We start from the raw sequence: 26,322 nt of genomic DNA, 5'->3' as shown, positions 1-26,322 counted from the left end.
GACTTTTACCTCGTCTTTACGGTTATGTGCCGGTGCAATCGATCAACACCGGGGGGCTCCTCATGCACCGTTCCATCCGCAAGGCCGCTGTTGCCGCGACCGTCACCGCGGGCCTCGTCTTCGGTCTGACGGCCTGTTCCGAGGCCGAAGAGGCCGTCAAGGACAAGGCCGTCGACCAGGTCGACAAGGCGGTGAACGAGGAGTACGAGGTGACCTTGGAGGTCACCGGCAAGAACGTCGACTCCATCGTCTACTCGGCCGGCGGCGGCACCGCCCTGGAGCCGAAGATGGAGACCGTCGAGAAGCCGACCCTGCCGTGGACCAAGACGGTGAAGCTGCGCGGCGTCATGCCGGCGTCGGTGCTGCCGACCGCGCTGGACGCCGGCGGCACCGAGCTGACCTGCAAGATCACCCACAAGGGCAAGGTGCTGGCGGAGAAGTCCGGTTCGGGCATCGCCTCGGCCGGGGGCTGCGTCGCGATCTCCCCGATCGCGAAGTGACGCCCTGAAGGGCAGTCCGCCTCAAGAACGACCGAGGGCCGTGGTGTTCCGCACACCACGGCCCTCGCGCATGCCCCGGGGCGGTTTCGGTTACGCCAACCCCGCCAGCACCAGCGGCAGCCGCTCCGCCCCGTCCGCCGTCACCCGCACCGGCACGCCCCAGTCCTGCTGGTGGACGTGGCACGCGGGGTACGGGTTCTCCGGGTCGTCGTCGCAGGACGCCGCCATCGCCGAGACGTGCAGCACGCCCCCGCCCACCGCCGGGTCGATCTCCAGCTCGCGCGAGAGCGCCGAGTCCGTGCCCGCGCCGGAGCGCAGCAGCTCCGGGGGCGTCGCGGAGACCAGCAGCCGGGTCGAGGGGCCGTAGCGCTCGTCCAGCTTCTGGCCCGCCGGGGGCTCGAAGACCACGTCCAGCCGCAGCGCGCCGCCGGCGACGTCGGTGGCCGCGCGCTGCGTGCGGTGGGCGACCGCCTCGACGCGCACCGCCTCCTCCGGCAGGCGCAGCCGGGTCAGCCGGTGGCGGGCCGATTCCACGACCACGACATCCCCGTCGACCACCACCGCGTCCGACGGCTCCCGCAGGTCCGTGGCGAGCGTGGTGACCTCGCCGCTCGCCGGGTCGTAGCGGCGCAGGGCGTGGTTGTACGTGTCGCTGACGGCGACCGAGCCGTCCGGGAGCACGGTCACGCCCAGCGGGTGCTGCAACAGCGCCTGCCCGGCGGCCCCGTCGCGGTGGCCGAAGTCGAAGAGGCCGGTGCCGACGGCGGTGCGCACGACGCCGTCGCGGTCGATCCAGCGCAGCGCGGACGTCTCGGAGTCCGCGATCCAGAGTCGGTCGTCGGCGGCGGCGAGGCCGGAGGGCTGGGCGAACCACGCCTCGTCGGCGGGGCCGTCCACCAGGCCCTCGTTGGTGGTACCGGCGGCCTTGCGCACGGTGCCGTTGGCCGGGTCGTACGTCCACAGCTGGTGGACCCCGGCCATCGCGATCCACAGCTTCCCGTCCCACCAGGCCACGTCCCACGGCGAGGAGAGGTCCACCGCGAGCGCCGGGCCCTCGGTGGGCGAGCCCTGCCACCACTGGCGGCCGGTGCCGGCCAGCGTCTCGATCGCGCCGGTGGCCGGGTCGTACGCCCGGATGCGGTGGTGCACGGTGTCGGCGACGGCGACGCGTCCGTCGGGCAGCAGCGCGAGCCCCTGCGGCTCGTTGAACTCGCCGTTCCCGCCGATCCGGCGCAGTACGCGCTCGCCGTCCGGGGCGAACTCCACGAGCTGGTGGCGCGTGCTGTCGGAGACGAGCAGCCGGCCGTCCGGCAGGGCCACGGCCTTGCCGGGGAAGCGCAGGTCGCCGGCGACGGGCTCGGGCGCCACGTAGGGGCCGTCGCCGCGCCGCAGGGTGCCCTTGGCCGCGTGCTCCGCCTCCAGCTCCGCGACCAGGCGGGCGATGGCGTGGGCGTGTCCCTCGCCGGCGTGCTGGGCGACGACGTACCCCTCCGGGTCGATCACGACCAGCGTGGGCCAGGCCCGCACCGCGTACTGCTTCCAGGTCGCCAGCTCGGGGTCGTCGAGCACGGGGTGGTGCACCTGGTACCGCTCGACGGCGTCCACGACCGCCCCGTGGTCCGCCTCGTGCACGAACTTCGGCGAGTGGACGCCGATGACGACGAGGGTGTCCCGGTGCTTCTCCTCCAGCTCCCGCAGCTCGTCGAGGACGTGCAGGCAGTTGATGCAGCAGAAGGTCCAGAAATCCACAACAACGCACTTACCTCGCAGGTCAGCGAGGGTGAGATCTTTCCCGCCGGTGTTCAGCCAGCCACCCTTGCCGATTAGCTCGGGGGCACGGACACGGGCACGCTTGCGGGGTGCGGGCGCGGGGGTGGGCGCCGGGGCAGCATCGTTCACCCTTCAAGCTTGCCATCCTGGTATGAACGTCGGATCACACGCGTACAGCAGGACCTACGACCGGGGAGCGAAGGTTGGCTACGGACGAGGGCGAGACGACTGCCGGCGAGACGGCGCGGACGGTGCAGGGGTTCATGGCGCTGCCGGGCCCGGTGGAGGGCCGTAGGGAGGTGTTCGCCGGATGCGTGGCGGAGGTCGTCCGGGTCCTCGGGCTCGATGTCGTTCACAAGCCGCAGCCCGGCGATCCACGAACTTGGGTGAACCAAGCTCGGACGGCGCTGTACAAGGCCTGCCGCCGGGACCTGATCCTTTCCGAGGAGTCCTTCGAGGCGCTGATCAAGGCAGCCGTCTACGACCCCGACCCGAGCTTCAACCGCCATTTCCTCGAACCGGCGCTGAACGCGTTCGGGCGCGGGCGGGTCCAAGCCTCGTTGCTCGGATACCTGCGGGCGGGCACGGACGTCGAGCGGGCGGGCGCGGCGAATGCCTGGTACTGGTCGGCTCTACCCCTGCGTATGCCCACCGTACGGGCGGAGCACCCCGCAGGCACCGGTCCGGCGAAGCCCGACGACGCCCCGACCGTGGCCGAGTGGTACGAAACCGCGCTACGCGAGTTCGTGATCAACGAGCACCTGGACGTCCGGCGCTGCATCCTGCCGGGCCTGCCGCTCCGGAAGTCGGCCTATCCGCCGGAGCTGCACGACCTGGTGGACGCGGCCGTGGCGATAGCCCGGTCCCATCCGGACGAGTACATCCGCCACCGCGTGGAACACCAGGTCGGTGACTGACACCCTCACTGGGCGCGCTCGACACGGCGACTTCCGAGAACTCGCGCAGGAAGGTCATGTGCCCGGTTCGGCCCGTGTGCCCGATGCACATGTCCGTGCACACGTCCGCGTCCCCGGTCGGTGCGGCAGTCCACTGGCAGTCCGGGTTCAGGCACCGCGCCGTGGCCGTCGTCTCCGCCGAGGGGTGGCGGTGCATGACGTAGCTGACGTACCGGAGCACGGCCCTCACGGTCATGCCGATTCCCCAAGGTGCGGGTGGTTCCGAAGCTCCACGTTGCAATCGCTGAGCGTGGAGTGGTCGCCCGGTGACGGGCTTCCCGACGCTGGACGGCCAGAGCGGCGCAGACTCCGCAGACGGCCGCCGGTGCAGGGTCCGGGTTTGTGCGCAACGGCAGCTCTACCGGGGGTTGCTCATACGCGATCGTCTTCACGGCCCCGCTCCTCGTGTCGTCCGTGTAGCGACCACGCTAGGAAGAGTGGCGCTGCAACTCCCAGGAGATTGCATGAGGTTGCACGGTCGTCACCTGATGGCCTGAATGGCGCTGGTGATGAGTGCGCGGGCCTTCGCCCCATGGACGGCCATCTCGGCCAGTTCAGTGAATGTGTCCGCGTACGCGGCAACCTCGCTCGGCTGGGTCAGCGTGAGGTAGCCGGAGACCAGCTCGACGTTGACCTGTACCGTGTCGAAGATCCAGAACCCTTCCACCGGCATCCGGGACCGATCGGTCCGCGTGGGCACCACGCCCAGGCTGACGCTGGGCAGGGGACCATAAGCAGGTGGCTGAGCTGTTCCTCCTGCACGTCCGGCCCGCCGAGACCGTTACGCAAGACCGACTCCTCAACCAGGAACGCGAACCGGCGGTCACCCTCGTAGAGGACGCGCTGACGCTCCATGCGCACGGCGACGGCATCGGCCACGTCATCGACCTCGACCCGTCTCCGCTGCACGGCACGCAAGACGGCCTCCGTGTAGCCGTAGGTCTGGATCAGGCCCGGAACGAACCACGAGGAGTAGGAGCGGAACCGGCGGGTTCGCTCGAAGAGCGGCAGCCGGGCTTCCTGTGCTTGCCTGAGCCCGGCGCGCTCCATGCGTCGCCAGCCGATCCACATGTCTTCGACGGTCCGCAGCGAGGCGATCAGATCGTCCGTCTGCCCTTCGGCCCCGCACGCACGGCACCAAGCCCGGATGTCGTCGGCGGACGGAGGCGTACGGGCGTTCATGATCCGGGATGACTTGGACGGGTGCCATCCGCAGAGCCGGGCGAGATCACGCCCGTTCAGGCCGGAGTCCCGGCATAGCTCAGCGAGTCGGTTCGCCAGCGCCTGCCGGGCCTGTTGGGCATTCGAGGAGGGAGAGACAGCCATGGTGGTGACCGGTCAGCGCGGCTTGTACTCCTCGTGCGGGATGGCGCGTTGCCAGACGGCCTCGAACGCCGTGGTGCACAGGTGGACCCGCGCAGGATCTTCGGTGTACTCCCGCCCGTCCTCGTCCAACTGGCCCTCTCCGGTGAAGTGGTGGAAGAGGGCTTGGCTGCCGTCGAAGACCCAGAAGTCCGTACCTGGCAACGCCAAGTCCGTCGTCTGCCGGCGGGGCAGCCACCGGACCATCTCACCCGCAGCGAGATTGGTGAAGGTGCAGTCGTACTCATAGCGCACGTAGTCACTGATCGGCTCGGACACGATGCGGACCCGGCGGACCACCACTCCGCGCGCCGTGGCAGCACTCACCGCGTCGCGCCAGCCGCCCCACCACGACGACCGATCAGCCGGGTCCAGCCGTTCGCCCTGCTGCCAGGCAAGGAACTCCGGGTCATCGAGCATGTAGCTGTGCACGAGCCTCACTCCTGTGGCTGACCGGCGCAAGAGGGCGTCAGGACAAGCTTGTTGGTTCACGGCGCGGGTACGACGAAGCCCCCGACAGCCACCCAGCACGGGCAGCCACCGGAGGCTCCAGCAACCCTTCGCAGTGAGGGCTGCGCCTGAACTTTGGACATCCCGGGTGACGAAGTGACGGAATGACGATTAGTTCTGATCCACTCATAGAAACAACAACACTTCCATAAGAGGTAACGGAGGGAGAGCGTCACTTCGTCACTTCGTCACGCGTGTCCGCTGCCGACAGCTGGAGGGGTTACGCCGGTGCTCAGGTGACGCTGTCGGTACCCAGCTTCGCCCAATGGATCTGGATGCGTTGCTCAGGGATGATCCGCTGTCCGCGCACTCCCTTGGTCACTTCAACCCGGTCTATCGCGAGTGACAACCGGCCGCGCCGGTCTTCGTTCGTGGCCTCAGCCCACGCCTCACGCAGGATGAGGCCGTCAAGCATCGGCGACACGTCCACGGACGGCATGGGGAGCTTGCGAAGATCGGTGCCAAGCCCTTCGATGCACCCCCTCAGGCGCTCTGCAAGCCGGTTGTAGCGCTCCACGGCTGCGGGGCCACTGAACTCACCGCGCACGTATCGCGCGTCCTCCAGGTCGGCGAGGCGGGCTTCCTCATCCTGGATCTCAGCAGTAAGCGCATCACGTTTCGCGAAGGTCTCCGGGTCCACGCGGTGGACCCAGCGGTCTGCGATCGCGACAAGCAACGGGTCGTCCGGTTCGAGCGCTGGGAGCTTCGTGAGGAACTGTTCCGTCACGTACTGGTCAACCGCTTCAGCCAGCGCTGACGCTCCGATGCACTGGTTGCCTGCGCGGCGAGCCATGCACTGGTAGCTGCCTCCCACCCGGTGCATCCGGCGACCACAGCCGGGTACCGCGCAGTAGACGAGTCCCGTGAGCAGCGCCGTCCCCTCGGGCTTCGGCCGCCGCTTTCCTGCGTGTACGAACGTCCTGGATTCCAGGGTGCGGATGATCCGTTCACGCTCTCCGACCGTGATGATCCCCTCGCCGATCTCGACGGTGTCCAGAGTCTCGGGATCGCGGTACGGGAAGACCCTGCCCGTGTACTTCCGCTCGCCGTCGTGGCATCAGGCCGGCGAAGGCTGGGGAGCGCAGGAGCTGCATGATGCTCGCCGCGTTCCACTGCCCGCCTCTGGGCGAAAGAATCTCGTATTCGTTGAGAAGTCGGGCGATCTTGACCAGCGACGTTCCGGCAAGCGCTTCATCCGCGATGAGACGGGCGTAGACGGCGTGCTCCGGGTCATGGACGAGCTTCTTGGCCTGCGGGTCGATGAGCCGCCCGTACGGAGGCTGTCCGCCGATCCACTGACCCTTGCTGCGTAGGTATCGCTTGGCATGGCTGACGCGTGTGCCGAGATTCTTCGATTCGGATCGGGCGAGTTCGGCGAGCATCGCCACGACCATGCGTGCCGAGTCGTTCGAGGTGTCGAGACCGTCCACGACAGAGACGAGACGGCCGCCGGCCTTCTCGATGTCGTCCAGCACCTTGCCGACCTGGCCGATGCCCTTGCGGGACAGGCGGTCCAGTTTCCAGACGATCAGCGTGCCGACGACGCCCGCCGTGACGGCCGCCAGCGCGGCGTCGAAGCCCTTGCGCTCAACGGTCTTGTAGCCGGAGCGCCCTCTGTCTATGTGGACCTTGCGGACGGTCAGTCCGTTGCGTTCGGCCCAGGCACGGCAGTCTGCTTCCTGCCGTTCGATTGCGGTCTTGCCGTCCCGGTCAAGAGACAGGCGGAGGTACAGGTCACAGATTGTGTCTTGGTGTACACAGTCAGTGTGACGAAGAGTTCGGTGGTCCGTTGTCTATTTTCAGAAGTCGAGGACGACGCATTTGCCCCGCAGGTCGGCGAGGGTCAGCCGCTGACCGCCGGTGTTGAGCCAGCCGCCCTTGCCGACCAGCTCGGGGGCGCGGACGCGGGCGCGGCTGGGTGCGGGGGCGGGCGAGGGGGCGGGATCGTTCATGCTTCAAGCTTGCCATTGGCCCATGAACAGCGGATCACGACCGTACGACGCCGTTGTCCTGCGCAGCTACGGGATCCGCTCCACCACGGACTAGCCTCCTTGGACGCCCCGGACGAACAGGGTTCCTGTGCGCCGACTCCCGGCGGGTGGGGCAAGCACGGACGCTGACACGTCCCCGAAGCCGTGTTCCTTGAGAATCAGCGCCCACACATCGGGTTCGTAGTCCCACCGCTTGACGACAGCGGGGTCTTCTTCGGGCCCGCGCGGGATGTATGACGCCTGGCAGCCGTAGCACCCTTCAACCGGGGGACGCTGGGAGAAGGCGAAGACGCCACCCGGCTTGAGGTTCGCGTGAACCATCGGCAGCAGAAGACAGGGGTCGGTGAACCAGGCAGCGCCGAACACGCTGTAGACCGCATCGAAGATCGTGAACGTGTCTCCGAGGTAGGTGAGCGCGTCGGCCTGGTGGAGTTCCATCCCGTCCACGCCCGGCCACCGCTCGCGTGCCTTGTCGAGCTGCTTGGCGGAGAGGTCGATCCCGACGGACTTCATGCCGAGCGTTGCGAGGTGAGCGGCGTTCCCTCCAGACCCGCACCCGAGATCGAGCACGCGGTCTCCCGGGTTGGGGTTGAGCACGTCGGCCCTGGGGCCGTGGTCCGGGTACTGGGTCCAGTTGAACCATGTGGTCTCGCCCTTGGCGTTGGTCTTCCGCCGCTGGGGCTTGCTCTGCGAGTAGGTGTCCCATGCGGTGCTGCGAGCGTCAGTCACTACCTGTCCGTTCTCGTTCACGGCGACAGCCGCCCGGCACGATACCGGGCGGCTGAAGCTCTCGTGGGTCAGTCGCTCCGCCTGAGTCGGAGCTACTTGGCAACGGGGCTGTCGGAGCAGCCCGCGTAGCTCTGGGTGCAGTCGGCTGCGCCGTTGATCGGCCAGAACTCCGGGTCCACGTCGAGCCGGCCGATCGGATCACCTCGGCCGTCCGACGCATCGCGGCCCGGCCCTCGGCGGGGTCGTGGCCGTTGTTGCGGTCGGGGACGTGGTGGATGAATCCGCCGCCGAGCGCGTCGCAGACCCTGGCGTAGTCCTTGGTGTGGAGCACGAGTGCGTGCCAGAAGAGGTCCACGCGAAGGCTGGGCGTGGCCCTCTCCGTGGTGTTCGCGGCGACGGCGAGGAAGGCCGCCACCTGGTTGACGCCGCGCTGGCCCTGGTCGTCGGTCATCTCCGGCCAGGAGTCCTCGCGGACCATGGTGATGAGGTCGGCCCTCAGCTCCGAGGTGATGAAGTCGTACACGGTCTTCGTCGTGTCGGTGATCGTCAGAGTTTTGACGTCATGACGACGACCGCCGTGGTGCCGAATGATGTCCTGCGGGCCGTGCGTATCAGCCTGCGCTTAAGCCAAGACGACTTCGCCAAGGCGCTCCGCCGGGCAGGTGCGGAACTGGGGGAGCCGAACGAGGCTTCCAAACGGCTGGTGCAGCGCTGGGAGTCCGGCACGAGCAAGACGCCTCGGGGCGTGTACGCCAGGGCCTTAGAACGGGTCACTGGGCGTCCGGTCTAGGCACTGGGGTTCGCCCTGCCGGTGCCGACGGCACGAGTCCACGCAGACGGGAAGGGAGGGCATGACATGGAGACCGGCACAACCGGTGTCGCGTATGCCTCTGTAGGCGCGCAGCCCACCGCGCAGACGGGTGAGGAGACGTTTTCGGGAGTGTGGCTCAGCCGCTACGAGTTCTTCTCTTCGAGCCGGGGCGACTCGTACGAGGGCAAGCACTACGTAGTGATCGTCCAGCACGGGAACCGGCTGACCGTTCAGAGTCTGCCCGGGGCAAGCAGCAACCCGGACAGCCCGCTCACGCTGGATCTCACTGTCGATCGCAACGTGGTCACGGGCACGTGGGTCGAGCAGACTGCCGCAGACGGCTACTACAACGGGGCCCGCTACCACGGGGCCATCCAACTCCTGGTCGAGCCGACCGGACGGCGCATGGCCGGAAAGTGGGTCGGCTTCGGCAAGGACTTCGACGTGAATACCGGCCCCTGGGAACTGCGGCTGGTGGACCGGTCCACGAGCAAGGCGACGCTGGAGAGGTACAGCCAGCCGCCGGAGTGACATCCGACGGGGCACCTGACGGGGCGAAGACCCCACGGAATGGGGCCTTCGGCGGGCTTTGCAGGGCGTTAACTGTGCCGCTCTCGCGCCTTCGGCGGTCGATATGCGCTGGTCAGAGCTCACAATGGGCCCGAAAAACGGGGTCACACCCAGCGTGCGCGCTCCGAGCTGGGGCCGGGGTCGGGATGGTGACCACAGCGCAACTTCGCGCCGACCCGAGCAATGCTCAAGACCTGTGGATCGGTTCCGGGAGGGCACGCGGAGGGCGTACCTTCCCGAATGATCCTGTGATGGTCACCGAGTAGGCCCGCGTTCGCAGCGCGGGTCGGGAAGGCACGTCCGTGCTCAGCGTAGTCAACGCCGATGGCTCCACGCAGTCCGGCTCCCTGATCGACGAGATCGTCCGCGAGGGTGCCCGCCGGATGCTGGCCGCAGCTCTGGAAGTGGAAGTCAACCAGTACATAGCCGAGTTGGCAGCCGAGACCGACGAGGCAGGTCGCCGCTTGGTGGTCCGCAACGGCCACCACCGGCCGCGAACCGTGACCACTGCCGCCGGCCCGATCGAGGTCCGGGCCCCGCGCGTGAACGACAAGCGGGTCGACGGGACGACCGGCGAGCGCAAGCGGTTCTCCTCGAAGATCCTCGCACCGCGGTGCCGCAAGTCGCCCAAAGTCAGCGAGGTGCTGCCGCTGCTCTACCTGCATGGACTCTCCTCTGGCGACTTCGTGCCCGCGCTGGAGCAGTTCCTCGGCTCGGCCACCGGGCTGTCGTCGGCCACCGTCACTCGGCTGACCAAGCAGTGGAGCGACGACCACGCCGCCTTCCGAGCCCGCGACCTGTCCGACCGCGACTTCGTCTACGTATGGGCCGACGGAGTGCACCCGAAGGTCCGGCTCGGGCAGGCGCACTCATGCGTCCTGGTCCTCCTCGGCGTGCGCGTCGACGGCACGAAGGAGCTGATCGCGCTCGCGGAGGGGCTGCGGGAGTCCACGGAGTCGTGGGCCGACCTGCTGCGCGACTGCCGCCGACGCGGCATGCGTGACCCCGAGCTGGTGGTCGGCGACGGCGCGATGGGCCTGTGGCGGGCCCTGGCCGAGGTGTTCCCCACCACTCGCCATCAGCGGTGCTGGGTTCACCAGGCCCGCAACGTCACGAACGCTCTGCCGAAGTCCGCGCAACCGGGCGCGACGAGGGCCATGCAGGAGATCTACAACGCCGAGGATCGCACCCACGCCGAGAAGGCGATCGGGGCGTTCGCGCGCACCTACGGCGCGAAGTTCCCCAAGGCCGTTGCGAAGATCACGGACGATGCCGAGGAGCTGCTGGCGTTCTACGACTTCCCGGCCGAGCACTGGATCCACCTGCGGACCACGAATCCGATCGAGTCGACGTTCTCCACCGTCAAGCTGCGAACCAAGGTCACCCGTGGTGCCGGCAGCCCGGCCGCGGCCCCGGCGATGGTGTTCAAGCTCGTCGAGTCCGCCCAGGCCCGCTGGCGGGCGATCACCGGCGCACACCTCGTCGCCCTGGTCCGCTCCGGCGCCAAGTTCGAGAACGGCGTCCTGGTCGAGTGCACCGAGGTGGCAGCATGACCGAGCCCCTCACCCCCAGCAGCCACTCGGTCGAGGTGGAACTGGCGATTGATCAGGTCACCATCGTGAACCCGGCCGAGGCCACCGCCACCGTGCGCTGCATGCTCGGGCCGGTTCGTTGTGGCGCCCGATTCGACCGCATCCGCGACTCGGCAGAAGCCATCGACCTGGAACTGACGCAGATCCTCGCCTACCACCGTCCCGTCGAGGAACTCGACCCCGTCCACACCGCGCTGGTGACCCTCCGAGGCGCAGGAGTCCAACTCCTGACGTCAGCTACCCCGAGCTCCCGCTGGCAGGCCATCAGGGGGACCAACCCGCGGCCATGACCAAGCCATCCACAGGTATTGACTATTGCTCCGCCGACCCTCCGATGACCCCGGTGACGGAGTGACGGAATGACGTTTTGTTCTATTCCACCTATAGAGACTCAGAACATCTCTTAAAGGGGTAATGGGCTTCGACCGTCATTCCGTCACTTCGTCACCCGTTGGCTCCGCCCCAGCCTCGTCTCTGGTCGCCCAGATGATCCGGCAGCGCTCGTCACCGTAGGGTCAGTTGCTGACCGCCGGTGTTGATCCAGCCGCCCTTACCGACCGGCTCGGGGGCGCGGACACGGGCGCGGGGGCGGGCGACGGGGCGGCATCGTTCATGCCACCCGGGTGTGAACGCCGGATCACGGCCGCCGACCCCGCCGAACCGGGGGACCCGCGGCTGACGTCCCTCCTTCACATGAGCACCGAACCCGACCGCACCGACCCCACCAGCACGGAGTCGCCGAGCGCAGGCGCCGCCGTCGTCGCGTGGGTGGTGCCCGTCCTCCTCAACCTGGTGCTGGGCCTGCTCGCCGTCGTACCGCTGTGGCTGTCGGTCCTCTTCGCGATCAACTTCCCGCTGGCGGAGCTGGGACTGACCGAGCGCGCACCGACCGAGAACGACGGCACCCTCCCCTGGTTGGTGGTCCTGGTCCCGCTGACGGGCGGTCTGCTGGGGCTGTGGCTCCTGGCGGGAAGCCTGATGCGGAGGGGGCCGCTGCGCGCCGCCCGGGCTTACTGGTGGGTCCTCGCGGCGGTGGCGCTGCTGCCGACGACGGCGGTCTTCGTCCTGGTGGAACTGGAGTGACGGGGCGCTCGCGGTAGGGCCGGAGCGCGCGCCAGGGGCTCGGGCGTAGGGTCGGATGCGCCCGCTGCCCTGGCGTACCCACGCCGTAGCTGTACTCCCCCCTTGCGTACGGGCCTACGATCGTCACACGAAAGCTCTGCCGTCCCGGTGCCCGGCAGCGTAACTTTTACCCTGCCGAGCCTCCCACGCACCGTCCACCGCCCAGCCGCCCAGCCGCCCGCAGATTCGTCGAGGGGTTCCGTGACCGTCCATCCCAGTCTCCAGACCTACGCAGATGCCTGGACCCACTCCGTCGAAGCCATAGCGGAGCTGGTGACGCCCCTCGTCGAAGGCGAGTGGAACCGCGCCACGCCGTGCCCTGCCTGGTCGGTGCGGGACGTCGTCTCGCACGTGATCGGCATGGAGACGGAGATGCTGGGCGACCCGCGCCCGATCCACACCCTGCCGCGCGACCTGTACCACGTGAAGAGCGACTTCGCGCGGTACATGGAGATGCAGGTGGACGTGCGCCGACACCACACCTCGCCGGAGATGGTGGCGGAGCTGGAGTACGTCATGATCCGCCGCGCCCGGCAGCTGAGGAACGAGAACCGTTCGCCGCAGACCATGGTGCGCGCGCCGCTGGGGGCCGAGCAGACGCTGGAGTTGGCGATGCGGATGCGGGCGTTCGACACCTGGGTGCACGAGCAGGACCTGCGCACCGCGCTGAACTCCCCGGGGAACATCGACTCCCCCGGCGCGCTCGTGGTGCGGGACGTGCTGCTGGAGGCGCTGGCCAAGGTCGTCGCGAAGGACGCGGGCGCCCCGGCGAACTCCGCCGTGGTGATCGACGTGCACGGTCCGGTGGAGTTCCTGCGCACGGTCCGGGTGAACGCGGAGGGCCGCGGCTCGGTCGACGGCTCGCCCTCGCTCGGCCCGCTGGTGACGCTGGCGACGGACTGGGAGACGTACTACCGGCTGGCGTGCGGACGCGTGCGGGCGAACGCGGTGGCCGACCGGATCAAGGTCGAGGGCGACCAGGAGCTGGCCTCGGCGATCCTGCGGGAGTTCGCGGTCACGCCGTGATCCGCGGGTCCGCGGCGGGCCGCCGCGGACCGGTCGCGTCATCGTGCCGCGTGAGGTCCGTCGCGCCGCGTGAAGTCCGTCGCGCCGCGTGAGGCCCCGTCCCCGCGCCGCGTGAAGTCCGTCGCGCCATGTGAGGTCCCGCCGTCGCGGTCACGCCGGTACGTGTACCGCCTCCACCTTGCTCGCCACCAGCCTCTCCCGCTCCAGCCGCGCGGTCCGGCCGCGCAGCCGCAGGATCTGGGCCACGCCCAGCGCCTCCAGCACGAAGACGCAGGAGAAGGCGATCCGGTAGGACCCGCCGGTCGCGTCCAGGAGCAGGCCGATCGCCAGCAGCGTCGTCATCGACGCCGTGAAGCCACCGATGTTGACGATGCCCGACGCCGTGCCCTGGCGGTGCGGAGGGTTCGCGGGACGGGCGAAGTCGAAGCCGATCATCGAGGCGGGCCCGCAGGCGCCGAGCACGGCGCAGAGCGTGACCAGCAGCCAGAGCGGGGCGCGGTCGCCCGGGTGCGCGATGGTGGCGCCCCAGGCCAGCGCGGTGGCCGCGACCGTGCCGAGGGCGAGCGGCAGCCGGGCCGCGTGGTGCCGGGCGATGACCTGCCCGTACACCAGGCCCACCACCATGCTCACCAGCACCACCAGGGTGAGCAGGGAGCCGGCGGTCTCCCGGGACAGCCCCTGCGCCTCGACGAGGAACGGCATGCCCCACAGCAGCATGAACACCATCGCGGGGAACTGGGTGGTGAAGTGCACCCACATCCCCAGGCGGGTGCCGGGCTCCCGCCAGGAGTCGGCGACCTGCCGTCGGACGAAGGACGCGCCGGAGCCGCGGCCCCGCAGCCGCTCGGGGCGGGCCGGCGGCGGCTCGTGCCCCTCGGGGTGGTCCTTGAGGAAGCACACCACCAGGACGAGGACGACGGCGCCCGCCGCCGAACTGCCCGCGAAGGTGGCCACCCAGCCGAGGTCGTGCAGCACCCGCGCGAGGACCATCGTGGAGACGAGGTTGCCCAACATGCCGAAGAGCGCGGCGACCTGACCCACCAACGGCCCGCGCCGGGCCGGGAACCACCGGCTGCCGAGCCGCAGCACGCTGATGAAGGTCAGGGCGTCGCCGCAGCCCAGCAGGGCACGGGCGGCGAGTGCGGTGCCGTAGGAAGGGGCGAGCGCGAAGCCCAACTGGCCGACGGTGAAAAGCGCGGCGCCCAGCGCGAGCACCTTCTTGGTGCCCAGCCGGTCCACCAGCAGGCCGACGGGGATCTGCATGCCCGCGTAGACCAGCAGTTGCAGGATGGAGAAGGTGGAGAGCGCGGAGGCGCTGACGTCGAAGCGTTCGACGGCGTCCAGCCCGGCGACGCCCAGCGAGGTGCGGAAGATGACCGCGACGAAGTAGACGGAGACCCCGATGCCCCAGATCACGGCGGCGCGACGGCCGCCGGGCGGGTCACCGGGGAGGGATATCGGGGCCGGCGCCGATCCGCCCGACGGGCCCCGGCTCATCGGACGTCGCCGCGCGCGAGGTTGCTGAACCAGCCGACGTGCCGGTGGATGACCGCCGCCGCCGCGTCCGGGTCGCCGGCGCGCAGCGCGTCGAGGATCTCGCCGTGCTCGACGACGTTCTTCGCGATCCGGTCCGGGTGGGCGTGCATCACCGCGACGCCCATCCTCAGCTGTCTGTCGCGCAACTGCTCGTACAGCCGGGACAGGATCTCGTTGCCGCCGCTGCGCACGATCTCCAGGTGGAAGTTGCGGTCGGTGACGGCGACGGCGGCCAGGTCGCCGGCCTCGCACTGGCGCTTCTGCTGCTCCAACAGCTCCTCCAGACGCGCCAGCAGCCGGGGGGACGCGGGCACGGCCTTTCGCGCCGCGTGCTCCTCCACCAGCAGCCGGGTCTCGACCACGTCGGCGATCTCCTGCGCCGAGACGGCCAGCACCAGCGCGCCCTTCTTCGGATAGAGCTTGATCAGCCCCTCCACCTCAAGCTTGAGCAGCGCCTCGCGCACGGGCGTCCGGGAGACGCCCACCGCGTCGGCCAACTCGCCCTCGGTGAGCAGGGTCCCGCCCTCGTACCGACGGTCCAGCACCGCCTGCTTGATGTGGGTGTAGACGCGTTCGGCAGCGGCGGGAGCGGGCGCAGGAGCTGACATGCGCACAGCATAGATACAAGTGAGGTGCGTTCCCAGGGGCTGTCCACCATGCAGGACGGGCGCGGACGCGGACCGCGCGTACAGGGTGCGCACAGAGCCCGCACAGAAATCCGGGCTTCTTGTGCATCCATTCACGAGACTCACGCGTCTTTTATGTGAGCCCCTTCTCGCACTCCCATGACGACAGGGCTCCCACACACCTTTTGACACACACGCATTCGTCCACAACGGGAGCGTTCCCTTTGATTCTCAACAGCGTGCGGACGCGCCGAGCCGCCACCGTGATCCTCTCCGGCGGCCTGCTGCTCACCGCATCCCCGCTGGCCACGCCCGCGCAGGCGAAGCCCGCGGTCCCGACCATCACGGCCAAGAGCGGCTACGTGATGGACTACGACTCCGGCGTCTCGATCTACAGCAAGGACGCCCACACCACCCGCCAGATGGCGAGCACGACGAAGATCGCGACTGCGATCACCGTGCTGACGACGCCCGGCGTGAACCTCGACCGCAAGGTGACGATCAAGTCGTCGCACCGCGATTACGTGATAAAGCAGGGCGGCAGCACCGCCGACCTGAAGCCCGGCGACACCCTGACGGTCCGCCAGCTCCTGTACGGCCTGATGCTGCCCTCCGGCTGTGACGCGGCGTACGCGCTGGCCGAGACGTTCGGCACGGGCAACAGTCCGAACGAGCGGACCCGTTCGTTCGTCGCCAAGATGAACGCGAAGGCCGCGTCGCTGGGTCTGAAGAAGACGAAGTTCGACTCCTTCGACGGCATTTCGCAGCGCGGCCAGAACTACACCACGGCGGCCGACCTCACGAAGCTGGCCCGGCACGCCTACGCGAACGGCACCTTCCGCGAGATCATCAAGGCCACCACGTACAAGGCCCCCGCGAAGACCAGCACGGGCGGCGCGCGCACGTACACCTGGTACAACACGAACAAGCTGCTGGGCTCGTACAGCGGCGCGACGGGCGTGAAGACGGGCACGGGCACGGCCGCCGGCCCCTGCCTGACGTTCACCGCGTCCCGCAACGGCAAGACGTACATCGGCGTCGTGCTGAACGGCGCGGGCCGCTACGACGACGCGGCGAAGCTGCTGGACTACGGCTTCGGCTCGACGAGCGCGAAGACGATGAAGCTCCGCACCCTCCCCGAGGGCGCCCAGCAGGACTGATCGCACCCGTAGCGAACGAGAGCCCCGTGGCACTGTGCCGTGCCACGGGGCTCTTCGCCGTGCGGGGGGGGCAGGGCCATGTCTGGCGAATCTGGATCGAAGGCTGGCGGGCGACTTGAGCTTCCGGCCAGACACTGAGAGTCCGGTGTTTATACCTTGCTCGCGACCACCATGTAGTTCTCGGCCTCAAGATCGAACGTGCTCAGTTCCGTCTGGAGCCCGACCCGGTGCAGCTCGACTTCGAGTTCCTCGTACCGGTAGGGCCAGCAGGAAAGCAGTTCCGAGCGGACAAGAACCAACCCGGTCGCATCGACTTGCGCGATCGCAATCTCGATGTGGTGCTCCTCCTCCCAATGCGGCGCAATCTCCCAGCGGTAGACCACGACGGCATCGCGACCGTTCCGGCGGACGAGTCGGTCACCGATCTCCAGCCGGGAACCTCTGGCCCTCACGAGTTCCCAGGTACGGGATGTGAGTACCAAGCGCCCGCCCGGGCGCAGAAGCCGTGACATCGACTCCAGAGCAGCACCCCTGCCTGTCGCTCCCGTGGCATGGTGAAGCGAGTTGCCAACACAGAACACCATGTCGAACGTGTTGTCCTGGAAACGGTCGGGCAACTCTTCCCAGCTCGCCCGCACGGCCCGGACGGATGCCCCGAACTCCTCAGACAACGCCGCAGTCCGACGAACCATCGCCTCGCTGGCGTCAGTTGCGACAACCTGCATGCCACGACCGGCGAGGCCAACCGCCAACTGTCCGGTTCCGCACGAACAGTCGAGGACGTGAGCGTTCGACGGCAGGAGATTGAGGACGTCGTCGTACGACGCAGCGAATTCGGCTGGAGGCAACCTTGCATCCGAGATGAGCCATTCGTACACCTCGGCAAGCACGTCATAACCCGTCACAACCACTACCTCCGTCACGCGGCAGACTCGCGGTAGGACGTCAGTCCACCAGCGGAGCAAGCCGGGCACCAATGGTTTTCGCAAGGATGGCTCGGCCACGCGTTCGGCCCGCTGTCGCGGATCTCCCCTTGCCACCGCGACAGCGGGAGTCTGCTACTTCCTGGCCAGGCTGAGGAGCATCAGTCCGAGGCAGCCGCAACCGCAAGGAACTGAACCCCGACAGGTCGCCGCAAGCAGCCTTTGGAGCACGTCTGCGCAGGCTGCGCGAGGCTCAAGGCTGGACCCAAGACGACCTGGGCGAACGCATGGGCTATTCCGGAAGACATGTCTCGGCTGTTGAAGTCGGGCGCAAAGTGCCGACTCTCCCCGTCGCGCGCAGCGCCGATACGGCACTTGGGCTGGTCGGCACCGCCGACTCGTTTGAACGCGAGTGGCACGACATGGTCCACGGCGTGATGTTGGAGGGCTTCCCGGAATACGTCGGCTACGAGGGCCGCGCGGCAGAGATCCGCCTTTTTGAGGTGGGCGCGATCCCTGGACTGCTCCAGACGCCGGAGTACGCGACGGCCATAGAGGAAAGCGTGGTAATGCACGGTGCGATCCCACCGGAGCAAGCTGTCGAACGAATCGAGTTCCTGACCGATCGCCAAGCCGTGCCGGCGCGCCACCTGCCGCCCGTCGTCATCGTCGTTCTCGACGAGAGTTGCATCCGTCGAATGGTGGGCGGACGGACCGTGATGGCAGCCCAGTTGGCGAGCCTGATCGACTTCGCCGAGCGGTCGCACACCGTGCTCCAGCTCGCGCCCTACGAGTTGGGGGAGTGCCGGCCGTTCAAGCGCCAGATCAACCTGCTCACGATGGCCGATCGGGCGGTGATGTCGTACGTCGAGTCGGAGACCCAGGGCCTTCTGGACCGCGAGATCGGCTCGGTCTTGCCGCTGGTGAGGGCCTACCATCAACTCCAGGCCGTATCGCTCTCTCAGACGGAATCAATAGACATGATCAACGAGGCTCGAAAGGGCATGTTGTGACAACCGACTCCTCCAGTCTGCGTTGGGTCAAGTCCTCTTACAGCGGTCAAGGTGGCACCTGCGTCGAGTGGGCACCCGCGCACGCCTCTACTACCGACATAGTCGCCGTTCGCGACTCCAAGGTCCCGACCGGACCCGTACTCAACGTCCCCGCCGACGCGTTCACCGCGTTCGTCACGGGCGTCAAGGACGGCACCGTCTGACGATCGAGCCGCCCGCAGCATCCGAGAGCCCCGTGACACGGGACCGTGTCACGGGGCTCTTCGCTGCCCGCGGGCACGCCCTGGCCGGTACGAACGGGCACAGTCCAATGGCTTGTTGGGGGAACGGCTCATCGGTCGGGAACCGCTGCCGGTCGGATCGCGTTCCTCTTCCCGACCGTCGAAGGGACGCTCATGAGTGTCGATCCGCCGCAGCCGTATGCGTCGCGGTGGCAACGGATCCGTGAGGACGAGTGGCCGCCACTGGGCGAGGTGGTACGAGGGATGCCACCCGGGCTGGTGCTGGTGCTGGCCCTTCCGTGCCTGTGGTGCCTGACCGTGCCGCTGCTGCTCGGCTACTGGTCAGCCCGCACGGCCCGCCGCATTGCGCGCCGGATCTTCCCCGTACGCCCGGAAGGGTACGTCGAGGACGCCGCGCTGCTCCGGGTGCAGCGGGTGCGGGCCTGGGTGGGCCTCCTCATGTCGGTGGCGGTACTGGCCGCGTTCGGTGACTTCGAGGACGTCGAGGAGGCACAGGTACAGATCACGCTGCGGCTGTTCCTCACGCCCTGGGGCGCGCTGTTGAGTGCCGTGGTGGTCGTGGCGCTGTTCTTCTGCGCGGCCAGGCCCGGGACGCGGCGGGCCATGCGGACGAATCTGTGGCCGGCCGGCCGGTCAGCCTTGTGGTACTTCGGTGCCTGGAGCCTGATCCCGCTGTTTGCCGTGGTGGCGTTCCAGACGATGGGTTGGCTGGCACCGAACCGGTTCGAGGGCGGGTCCGGGCTGCTGCTCGGGGTGTTCCTGCTGTTCGTGTTCTTCGCGCTCTGGACGCCGTTCTGGTGGCTGGTCTACTTCGTCGGCTTCTCCTCCGGCCCGGCGCTGCGTCACGCCTTCAACCTGACCGCCCTGCACGCGGCGCTACCCGCGCTGGTCACCGCCGTCCTGGTCTGGGTCTTCGCCTTCTTCGGCCTGGCGACGGGCGGCCTCCCGCCGGGCCCCGTCCCACTCGCGGTCTGCGCGTTCCTCGGCGGCCCGCTGTCGGTGACGGCGCTGGCCTGGTGGGAGATCCACCGGCTGCGACGGCACGGGGTTCAGTGGCGGACTGAGCCTCCGCCGTGCACGACCACGCCATGATGACCAGTAAGCCTCGCCCGGTGGTGACCAACGCACCCGCAGGGAAACGGCGCCGGCGTCGCACGCATCACCCGTGCAACCCGACGCCGTGCGCCGCCGCCCCCGCCAGACGAGCTAGCCCCAGGTGATCAACCTCTTCGGGTTCTCCAGTATCGCCGCGATGTCCGCGAGGAAGCGCGACCCCAACTCGCCGTCGACCAGCCGGTGGTCGAAGGACAGGCCGAGCGTGGTCACCTGGCGCGCCTTCACCTTGCCCTTGTGGACCCAGGGCTGGAGCTTGATCGCGCCCACGGCCAGGATCGCGGACTCGCCCGGGTTCAGGATCGGCGTACCCGTGTCGACGCCGAAGACGCCGACGTTCGTGATGGTGATCGTGCCTCCCTGCATCGCCGCCGGCGTCGTCTTGCCGTCCCGCGCCACGGAGACCAGCTCCGCCAGCGCCTCGGCGAGCTCCGGCAGGGTCTTGGCGTGCGCGTCCTTGACGTTCGGCACGATGAGACCGCGCGGAGTGGCCGCGGCGATGCCCAGGTTGACGTAGTGCTTCTGCACGATCTCCTGCGCGGCCTCGTCCCAGGACGCGTTGACGCCCGGGTTCCGCTTCACCGCGACCAGCAGCGCCTTGGCGATGATCAGCAGGGGGTTGATCCGTAGCCCGGTCATGTCCCGGTCGGACTTCAGCTCTTCGACGAGCTTCGTCGTGCGGGTGACGTCGACCGTGATGAACTCGGTGACGTGCGGTGCGGTGAACGCGCTGCCCACCATCGCCGCCGCCGTCGCCTTCCGCACGCCCTTGACGGGGATGCGCGTCTCCCGGACGCCGAGATCGACCGGTTGCGCCTGCGGCGCCTCCGGTACGGGCGCGGGCGCCGTGACAGGTGCCGCCGGTGCCTCGGGCGCCGCCGGGGCGACCGCCGCGTGCACGTCGTCGCGGGTGATGATGCCATCCGGTCCGGTCGGGGTGACCTGCGCCAGGTCGACGCCGAGGTCCTTCGCCAACTTCCGTACGGGCGGCTTCGCCAACGGCCGCTCAGCAGGAGCCGCAGGAGCAGGAGGAGCCGCAGGAGCCGCAGGAGCCGCAGGAGCAGAAGCGTGCCCGTTCAACTCGCCCTGGATCGCCGCAGCCGCCACCGCCGCCGCGGCGACCGGCGCCGCCGACGACTTGCGCGGCCGGCGCTTGCCGGAGCTCTCCGCGACGCCGTACCCGACGAGCACCGGCTGACGCCCCTTCGGCGCCTCGGGCTCCTCCGGAGCGGGTTCCTCGGAAACGGGTTCCTCGGAAACCTCTGCGGCAGGCGCGGCAGGCGCGGCCTCCGACGCCGTGCCCGGCGCCACGTCGACCGCGATGATCACCTGCCCGACGTCGACCGTCGTGCCCTCCGGGTAGCGCAACTCGTGCACCACCCCGTCGTACGGGATCGGCAGCTCCACCGCCGCCTTCGCCGTCTCCACCTCGCACACGACCTGCCCGTCGGCGACCCGGTCGCCGGGCTGCACGTACCACTTGAGGATCTCCGCCTCGGTGAGCCCCTCGCCCACGTCGGGCATCTTGAACTCGCGGTAGCGGAGGGAAGCGTTCTCCGTCATCGTCTCGGCACTCCTCATTCCTCAGTACGCCAGCGCGCGGTCGACGGCGTCGAGCACCCGGTCGAGTCCCGGCAGGTACTCCTCCTCCAGGCGCGCCGGCGGGTAGGGCGCGTGGAAGCCGCCCACGCGCAGCACCGGCGCCTCCAGGTGGTAGAAGCACCGCTCCGTGATGCGAGCGGCGATCTCCGCGCCGGAACCGTAGAACACCGGGGCCTCGTGCACCACCACCAGCCGCCGGGTCTTCTCCACCGACCGCTGGATCGCGTCGAAGTCGATCGGGGACATCGAGCGCAGGTCCAGCACCTCGATCGAGACGCCGTCCTCGGCCGCCGCCGCTGCCGCCTCGGTGCAGACCCTGACCATCGGCCCGTACGCGGCGAGCGTCAACCGGGTGCCCTCGCGCACCACGCGGGCGCCGTGCAGCGGACCGGGGATGGCCTCGGTGTCGACCTCGCCCTTCTCCCAGTAGCGCCGCTTGGGCTCGAAGTAGATGACCGGGTCGTCGCTCTGGATGGCCTGCTGGAGCATCCAGTACGCGTCCGACGCGTTCGAGGGCGAGATCACCTTCAACCCCGCGACGTGCGCGAACAACGCCTCGGGCGACTCGCTGTGGTGCTCGACCGCGCCGATGCCGCCGCCGTAGGGAATGCGGATGACGACCGGCATCTTCACCTTGCCGAGCGCCCGTGCGTGCATCTTCGCGAGCTGGGTGACGATCTGGTCGTACGCCGGGAAGACGAACCCGTCGAACTGGATCTCCGCCACCGGGCGGTAGCCGCGCAGCGCCAGGCCGATCGCGGTGCCGATGATCCCGGACTCCGCGAGCGGGGTGTCGATGATCCGGTCCTCGCCGAAGTCCTTCTGGAGCCCGTCGGTGACCCGGAAGACGCCGCCGAGCTTGCCGACGTCCTCGCCCATCACCAGGACCTTGGGGTCGTTCTCCAGGGCCGTGCGCAAGGACGCGTTGATCGCCTTCGCGAGCGGAAGCTTCTGTACGGCCATGGTTACTTCTCCCCTCCTTCGGGTCCTTCTGATCCTTCGGGAGCGTCCTCGAACGAGGCTTGGTACGCGGCGAACTGGGCGCGCTCCTCGTCGACGAGCGCGTGCCCGTCCGCGTAGACGTTCTCGAAGATCGCCATCGGATCGGGGTCGGGCATGTTCCGCACCGTCTCCCGCACCCGCTTGGCGAGCGCGTCGCTCTCCTCCTCCAGCGCGGCGAAGTACGCCTCGTCGGCGTGGCCCTGGGCCTCCAGGTGCCGCCGCAGCCGCAGGATCGGGTCCTTCGCCTCCCAGGCCGCACGCTCGTCGTCGTGGCGGTAGCGGGTGGGGTCGTCGGAGGTGGTGTGTGCGCCCATCCGGTAGGTGAACGCCTCCACGAGGGTGGGGCCCTCGCCGCGGCGGGCCCGCTCCAGCGCCCAGCGGGTCACCGCGTAACAGGCGAGGACGTCGTTGCCGTCGACGCGGACGCCGGGGAAGCCGTAGCCCTGGGCGCGCTGGTAGAGCGGCACCCGGGTCTGGCGCTCGGTGGGCTCCGAGATGGCCCACTGGTTGTTCTGGCAGAAGAAGACCACGGGGGCGTTGTAGACCGCGGAGAAGGTGAACGACTCCGCGACGTCGCCCTGGCTGGACGCTCCGTCGCCGAAGTACGCGATCACGGCCGAGTCGGCGCCGTCCTTGGCCACGCCCATCGCGTAGCCGGTGGCGTGCAGCGTCTGCGAGCCGATGACGATCGTGTAGAGGTGGAAGTTGTTGGTGTTGGGGTCCCAGCCGCCGTTGTTGACCCCGCGGAACATGCCCAGCAGGTTCGTCGGGTCGACGCCGCGGCACCAGGCCACGCCGTGTTCGCGGTAGGTCGGGAAGACGTAGTCGTCGTCGCGCAGGGCCCGGCCGGAGCCGATCTGCGCGGCCTCCTGGCCGAGCAGCGAGGCCCACAGGCCCAGCTCGCCCTGGCGCTGCAGGGCGGTGGCCTCCGCGTCGAAGCGGCGGGTCAGGACCATGTCCCGGTACAGCCCGCGCAGCTCGTCGGGGGTGAGTTCGAGGTCGAAGTCGGGATCCTGGACGCGTTCGCCCTCGGGGTTCAGCAGCTGTACGAGCTGGGGCTCGGAACGCTGCGGTTTCTTCGCGGCGCTCACGCGCTTGGCGCCGCGGCGCGGCTTGCGCGCGGCAGTGCTCTCCACGGTCACGTGCGTGCTCCTCCGTCTGTCCGGTCCCCGGGTTCGCCGGGAGCCTGGGGTCGCCCCTGCCCCGGAGGGCAAGGGGAGGCTCACCCGCTCTCGAACCCCCGCACGGGGTGGGTGCGGCGTCGGGAGCAGGCGTGACAGGTGTCCCGACGAGCGCCCTGTTCCATGCACGTTACCCAGTGTGTCGCATTCCTGCGAAACCCTATTTGACCTGCGTTTTTGCTTGGATTTCCAAGTAAATCGGTCGTGGGGTCGCAGACACGGGTGACAATGACTGGTCAGGGCCTTGACGCGGCCTTTTTGTGGGGCCTCGTGGACCGCCGGGAACACGCGAACGTTATCCCGGCCACCCGGCACACGGGAAGAGTCGATGTGTGAGACTGCAAGCGTGCGCGAAGAAGGAAAAATCACGGTATTCCTGCTGGATGATCATGAAGTCGTCCGCCGGGGCGTCCACGAACTGCTCTCCGTGGAGGACGACATCGAGGTCGTCGGCGAGGCCGGCACCGCGGAGGACGCCATCGCCCGCATTCCGGCCACCCGCCCGGACGTCGCCGTTTTGGACGTACGCCTGCCGGACGGCAGCGGCGTCGAGGTGTGCCGGGAGATCCGCTCCCGGGACGAGTCGGTGAAGTGTCTGATGTTGACGTCGTACGCCGACGACGAAGCGCTCTTCGACGCCATCATGGCCGGCGCCTCCGGTTACGTCCTCAAGGCGATCCGCGGCAACGAACTGCTCTCGGCCGTCCGTGACGTCGCCGCCGGCCGCTCGCTGCTCGACCCGATCGCCACCGCGCGCGTCCTGGAGCGGCTGCGCGACGGGAACGGCCCCAAGCGGGACGACCGGCTGGCCGCGCTGACCGAGCAGGAGCGCCGGATCCTCGACCTCATCGGCGAGGGCATGACCAACCGGGCGATCGGCGAGCGGCTGCACCTCGCCGAGAAGACCATCAAGAACTACGTGTCGAGCCTGCTGAGCAAGCTGGGCATGGAGCGCCGCTCGCAGGCGGCGGCGTACGTGGCGCGCATGCAGGCGCAGGGCAAGGCGGGCCAGACCGAGCCTTACGCTCCGTGACGCGGCCGGCCGAAGGGCCCGCCGCGCCGGGCCCGCGTCCCGAAGGCCGTCCGCACCCCGAAGACCGGCCCGAAAACCGGCCGGACCAGCGCACGACCGCCCGGCACCACGAACGGCCGAACCCTGACGGACCCACCCGTACGGGACTTACGTCCCCGATGAGGAGGGGCGCCCGCCCCTTCCCGTCGGACTTCCCGTCACCGAGAGTGGAACGCATGTCCACCGAGGAACGCCGGGTCGGGGAACGCCGCGCCGCGCACGTGCGCACCGACGAACAGCTGCACGCTGACGGACAGCTGCACGCCGACGAGCAACTGCGGGCCGATGAGCAGCTGCGCACGGACGAGCAACTGCGGGCCGACGAGCAGCTGCGCGCCGACGAACTGCGCGCCCTGGAGCTGCTGGGCAGCGTCTCGTACGGACGGCTCGCCACCAGCATGCGCGCGATGCCCTTCGTCGCCCCCGCCCGCCACGTGGTGTGCGACGGCGCCGTCGTGCTGCGCATCCACCGCGGCTTCGGCTACCACCGCGCCTGCAACGGCAGCGTCGTCGCGTACGGCGCGGACGGCTTCACCGCCGACGGCCTGGCCGCCGTCGGACCGGACGGCGGCCCGGGTGACGGCACCGGCGCGCAGGCGCCCGCCGCCGCCATGTGGTCCGTGCAGTTCATCGGCACCGCGGCCATCGTCCGGCCGACGCCCGAAGAGGTCCGCCGCTTCGGCCGGCCCCCGCTGCGCGCCGACGGCGAACCCTTCGAGCCCGTATTCATGCGCGTAGAACCTCAGTTCGTAACCCTGCACACGCTCGACTATTGCGAAGAGCAGCCCAACGGACACGCTGCGTGATCTAACATCTGGCGCGTGCTCCGCTCATTTGCCACCGCCGTCCCTCCCCTCGGCGCGCTGCTGCGCCGATACGACGGCCCCGGCGAGCCCCTGTCCTGCGAACCGGTCACGCTGGGGCTGCTCAACCGCGGTTACCGGCTGTCGACGACCGAGGGGGCGTACTTCCTCAAACACCACCTCGACGGCGACCACCGCGCCATCGCCCGCCAACACCGGGTCACCCAGCGCCTCCAGAGCCTCGGCGTGCCCGTCGCGCCGCCCGTGACCGACGCCCACGGCGAGACCGTCGCCGTCATCGGCGGCGACTGCTACGCCCTGCACCCCTGGATCGACGGCCGCCACCGCGACGGCGCCCATCTGTCCACGCTCCAGTGCCGCCGCCTCGGCGGGCTCCTGGGGCTGGTGCACACCTGCCTGGAGCAGGTCATGGGCCGCACCGAGGGCGACGGCCCGGAGAACGGAAGCGGAAGCGCCACCGGGGCCGGGAGCGGGAACGGGAGCGGGAACGCCACCGGGGCCGCGGCCGGGACCGCGGGGTACGCGAGCGCCGACCCCGAGGACACCTTCACCCTCATCGACGAACTGCTCGCCCTCGTCCGCGCCGCCCGCCACCGCGACTCCTTCGACCTCCTCGCCGAGCACCGTCTGCTGGAGCGCCGCACCCTGTTGGAACTGCACGCGGACTCCCGCCCCCCGCCGGCCGTCGCCGGCGGCTGGGTGCACGGCGACTTCCACCCCCTCAACCTCCTCTACCGCGGCGCCGAACCCGCCGCGATCGTCGACTGGGACCGCCTCGGCGTCCAGCCGCGCGCGGAGGAGGCGGTGCGGGCCGCCGCGATCTTCTTCGTGCAGCCCGAGGGCGCGTTGGAGCTGACGAAGGTGCGGGCGTACGCCCGGGCGTACCGGCACGCCGTCGGCGCCGACACCTCCGAAATCGCCGCCGCCGTCCACCGCGTGTGGTGGGAGCGGCTGAACGACTTCTGGATACTCCGCTGGCGCTACCAGCTGAACGACCGCAGGGCCGACCCGCAGTTCGCTGCGGTGTCGGCCCTGGCGGTGTGGTGGACGAGGGAGTACGAGGCGGTGCGCGAAGCCTTCGCGGCCTGA

At 69.3% G+C, this 26,322-nt stretch carries 26 protein-coding genes and 2 pseudogenes; 14 read left to right on the top strand and 14 right to left on the bottom strand.

What is annotated here, in order from left to right:
• Window positions 1-62: 62 nt before the first annotated feature.
• Entirely contained in the window at window positions 63-500 is a 438-nt protein-coding gene (locus tag ABZ842_RS26125) for a hypothetical protein (RefSeq protein WP_361541326.1), read from the top strand.
• Window positions 501-590: 90 nt separating this feature from the next.
• Here the strand turns inward: ABZ842_RS26125 and ABZ842_RS26120 are convergent, their stop codons facing one another.
• The gene (locus ABZ842_RS26120) at window positions 591-2,399 is read right to left on the bottom strand and encodes a thioredoxin-like domain-containing protein (RefSeq protein ID WP_361541323.1); all 1,809 of its coding nucleotides are present in this window, start codon (window positions 2,397-2,399) and stop codon (window positions 591-593) included.
• A 74-nt stretch (window positions 2,400-2,473) separates the two neighbouring features.
• Here ABZ842_RS26120 and ABZ842_RS26115 point away from each other — a divergent pair, with 74 nt between their 5' ends.
• Window positions 2,474-3,187, top strand: coding sequence for a hypothetical protein (locus ABZ842_RS26115; protein ID WP_361541320.1), 714 nt, complete (start codon window positions 2,474-2,476; stop codon window positions 3,185-3,187).
• 520 nt (window positions 3,188-3,707) lie between these two features.
• Here ABZ842_RS26115 and ABZ842_RS26110 read toward each other — a convergent pair.
• From ABZ842_RS26110 to ABZ842_RS26080, 7 genes and pseudogenes are all read right to left on the bottom strand, one after another.
• Window positions 3,708-4,552: pseudogene (locus tag ABZ842_RS26110) on the bottom strand (helix-turn-helix transcriptional regulator).
• A 12-nt stretch (window positions 4,553-4,564) separates the two neighbouring features.
• Window positions 4,565-5,020: a DUF6879 family protein gene (locus ABZ842_RS26105; protein ID WP_361541317.1), complete on the bottom strand. Its 456-nt coding sequence runs from the start codon at window positions 5,018-5,020 to the stop codon at window positions 4,565-4,567.
• Between the two features lie 310 nt (window positions 5,021-5,330).
• Complete coding sequence (locus tag ABZ842_RS26100) at window positions 5,331-5,891, bottom strand: hypothetical protein (protein WP_361541314.1); 561 nt, start codon at window positions 5,889-5,891, stop codon at window positions 5,331-5,333.
• A 154-nt stretch (window positions 5,892-6,045) separates the two neighbouring features.
• A complete protein-coding gene (locus ABZ842_RS26095) occupies window positions 6,046-6,819 on the bottom strand; it encodes a recombinase family protein (protein ID WP_361541529.1) in 774 nt (257 codons plus the stop codon).
• Between the two features lie 78 nt (window positions 6,820-6,897).
• Window positions 6,898-7,050: a hypothetical protein gene (locus ABZ842_RS26090; RefSeq protein ID WP_361541311.1), complete on the bottom strand. Its 153-nt coding sequence runs from the start codon at window positions 7,048-7,050 to the stop codon at window positions 6,898-6,900.
• 90 nt (window positions 7,051-7,140) lie between these two features.
• Window positions 7,141-7,839, bottom strand: a complete 699-nt coding sequence (locus ABZ842_RS26085; RefSeq protein ID WP_361541308.1) for a class I SAM-dependent methyltransferase — start codon at window positions 7,837-7,839, stop codon at window positions 7,141-7,143.
• Window positions 7,811-8,341 carry a hypothetical protein gene (locus ABZ842_RS26080; protein ID WP_361541305.1) on the bottom strand — a complete coding sequence of 177 codons (531 nt, stop codon included), beginning with the start codon at window positions 8,339-8,341 and terminating at the stop codon, window positions 7,811-7,813. The genes ABZ842_RS26085 and ABZ842_RS26080 overlap by 29 nt, the downstream gene beginning before the upstream one ends.
• A 39-nt stretch (window positions 8,342-8,380) precedes the next feature.
• Here ABZ842_RS26080 and ABZ842_RS26075 point away from each other — a divergent pair.
• The 5 genes and pseudogenes from ABZ842_RS26075 to ABZ842_RS26055 all read left to right on the top strand — a co-directional run bounded on the left by ABZ842_RS26075 (window position 8,381) and on the right by ABZ842_RS26055 (window position 12,939).
• Window positions 8,381-9,160: pseudogene (locus ABZ842_RS26075) on the top strand (helix-turn-helix transcriptional regulator).
• A 341-nt stretch (window positions 9,161-9,501) separates the two neighbouring features.
• Entirely contained in the window at window positions 9,502-10,752 is a 1,251-nt protein-coding gene (locus ABZ842_RS26070; RefSeq protein WP_361541302.1) for an IS256 family transposase, read from the top strand.
• Window positions 10,749-11,081, top strand: coding sequence for a hypothetical protein (locus tag ABZ842_RS26065; protein WP_361541299.1), 333 nt, complete (start codon window positions 10,749-10,751; stop codon window positions 11,079-11,081). Before ABZ842_RS26070 ends, ABZ842_RS26065 begins: the two co-directional genes overlap by 4 nt.
• Before the next feature lie 403 nt (window positions 11,082-11,484).
• Window positions 11,485-11,874, top strand: a complete 390-nt coding sequence (locus ABZ842_RS26060; RefSeq protein ID WP_361541296.1) for a hypothetical protein — start codon at window positions 11,485-11,487, stop codon at window positions 11,872-11,874.
• 240 nt (window positions 11,875-12,114) lie between these two features.
• On the top strand, window positions 12,115-12,939 hold the full coding sequence (locus tag ABZ842_RS26055) for a maleylpyruvate isomerase family mycothiol-dependent enzyme (RefSeq protein WP_361541293.1): 825 nt from the start codon (window positions 12,115-12,117) through the stop codon (window positions 12,937-12,939).
• A 150-nt stretch (window positions 12,940-13,089) separates the two neighbouring features.
• Here the strand turns inward: ABZ842_RS26055 and ABZ842_RS26050 are convergent, their stop codons facing one another.
• Both ABZ842_RS26050 and ABZ842_RS26045 read right to left on the bottom strand, forming a co-directional pair.
• Window positions 13,090-14,436, bottom strand: a complete 1,347-nt coding sequence (locus ABZ842_RS26050; RefSeq protein ID WP_361541290.1) for an MFS transporter — start codon at window positions 14,434-14,436, stop codon at window positions 13,090-13,092.
• Window positions 14,433-15,083, bottom strand: coding sequence for a GntR family transcriptional regulator (locus ABZ842_RS26045; RefSeq protein ID WP_361541287.1), 651 nt, complete (start codon window positions 15,081-15,083; stop codon window positions 14,433-14,435). The genes ABZ842_RS26050 and ABZ842_RS26045 overlap by 4 nt, the downstream gene beginning before the upstream one ends.
• 257 nt (window positions 15,084-15,340) lie before the next feature.
• Between ABZ842_RS26045 and ABZ842_RS26040 the strand changes: the two genes are divergently transcribed.
• Window positions 15,341-16,261, top strand: a complete 921-nt coding sequence (locus ABZ842_RS26040) for a serine hydrolase (RefSeq protein ID WP_361541284.1) — start codon at window positions 15,341-15,343, stop codon at window positions 16,259-16,261.
• Window positions 16,262-16,410: 149 nt separating this feature from the next.
• Here ABZ842_RS26040 and ABZ842_RS26035 read toward each other — a convergent pair whose 3' ends face one another.
• Window positions 16,411-17,166: a class I SAM-dependent methyltransferase gene (locus tag ABZ842_RS26035; RefSeq protein ID WP_361541526.1), complete on the bottom strand. Its 756-nt coding sequence runs from the start codon at window positions 17,164-17,166 to the stop codon at window positions 16,411-16,413.
• A gap of 209 nt (window positions 17,167-17,375) precedes the next feature.
• Between ABZ842_RS26035 and ABZ842_RS26030 the strand changes: the two genes are divergently transcribed.
• The 3 genes from ABZ842_RS26030 (at window position 17,376) to ABZ842_RS26020 (ending at window position 19,531) form a co-directional block, all read left to right on the top strand.
• Window positions 17,376-18,197 carry a helix-turn-helix transcriptional regulator gene (locus ABZ842_RS26030; RefSeq protein ID WP_361541523.1) on the top strand — a complete coding sequence of 274 codons (822 nt, stop codon included), beginning with the start codon at window positions 17,376-17,378 and terminating at the stop codon, window positions 18,195-18,197.
• On the top strand, window positions 18,194-18,400 hold the full coding sequence (locus ABZ842_RS26025; protein ID WP_361541281.1) for a DUF397 domain-containing protein: 207 nt from the start codon (window positions 18,194-18,196) through the stop codon (window positions 18,398-18,400). Before ABZ842_RS26030 ends, ABZ842_RS26025 begins: the two co-directional genes overlap by 4 nt.
• Window positions 18,401-18,592: 192 nt before the next feature.
• Window positions 18,593-19,531, top strand: coding sequence for a hypothetical protein (locus ABZ842_RS26020; protein ID WP_361541278.1), 939 nt, complete (start codon window positions 18,593-18,595; stop codon window positions 19,529-19,531).
• A 114-nt stretch (window positions 19,532-19,645) separates the two neighbouring features.
• Here ABZ842_RS26020 and ABZ842_RS26015 read toward each other — a convergent pair whose 3' ends face one another.
• The 3 genes from ABZ842_RS26015 to pdhA are packed head-to-tail and all read right to left on the bottom strand — an operon-like array spanning window position 19,646 to window position 23,298.
• On the bottom strand, window positions 19,646-21,115 hold the full coding sequence (locus ABZ842_RS26015; RefSeq protein ID WP_361541275.1) for a dihydrolipoamide acetyltransferase family protein: 1,470 nt from the start codon (window positions 21,113-21,115) through the stop codon (window positions 19,646-19,648).
• Window positions 21,116-21,136: 21 nt separating this feature from the next.
• The gene (locus tag ABZ842_RS26010; RefSeq protein WP_361541272.1) at window positions 21,137-22,117 is read right to left on the bottom strand and encodes an alpha-ketoacid dehydrogenase subunit beta; all 981 of its coding nucleotides are present in this window, start codon (window positions 22,115-22,117) and stop codon (window positions 21,137-21,139) included.
• A 2-nt stretch (window positions 22,118-22,119) separates the two neighbouring features.
• Window positions 22,120-23,298, bottom strand: a complete 1,179-nt coding sequence (pdhA, locus tag ABZ842_RS26005) for a pyruvate dehydrogenase (acetyl-transferring) E1 component subunit alpha (RefSeq protein WP_361541269.1) — start codon at window positions 23,296-23,298, stop codon at window positions 22,120-22,122.
• 385 nt (window positions 23,299-23,683) lie between these two features.
• Here pdhA and ABZ842_RS26000 point away from each other — a divergent pair, with 385 nt between their 5' ends.
• The 3 genes from ABZ842_RS26000 (at window position 23,684) to ABZ842_RS25990 (ending at window position 26,322) form a co-directional block, all read left to right on the top strand.
• Window positions 23,684-24,370 carry a response regulator transcription factor gene (locus tag ABZ842_RS26000; RefSeq protein WP_361541266.1) on the top strand — a complete coding sequence of 229 codons (687 nt, stop codon included), beginning with the start codon at window positions 23,684-23,686 and terminating at the stop codon, window positions 24,368-24,370.
• A gap of 215 nt (window positions 24,371-24,585) precedes the next feature.
• A complete protein-coding gene (locus ABZ842_RS25995; protein ID WP_361541263.1) occupies window positions 24,586-25,215 on the top strand; it encodes a pyridoxamine 5'-phosphate oxidase family protein in 630 nt (209 codons plus the stop codon).
• Window positions 25,216-25,230: 15 nt separating this feature from the next.
• Window positions 25,231-26,322 (top strand): phosphotransferase, encoded by a 1,092-nt coding sequence (locus ABZ842_RS25990; RefSeq protein WP_361541261.1) that lies wholly within the window; start codon window positions 25,231-25,233, stop codon window positions 26,320-26,322.

The organism is Streptomyces sp. NPDC047315, assembly GCF_040643215.1.
Lineage (GTDB): Bacteria > Actinomycetota > Actinomycetes > Streptomycetales > Streptomycetaceae > Streptomyces.
The sequence above is the reverse complement of the archived record's forward strand: the minus strand, read 5'-3'. Positions and strand labels throughout refer to the sequence as shown.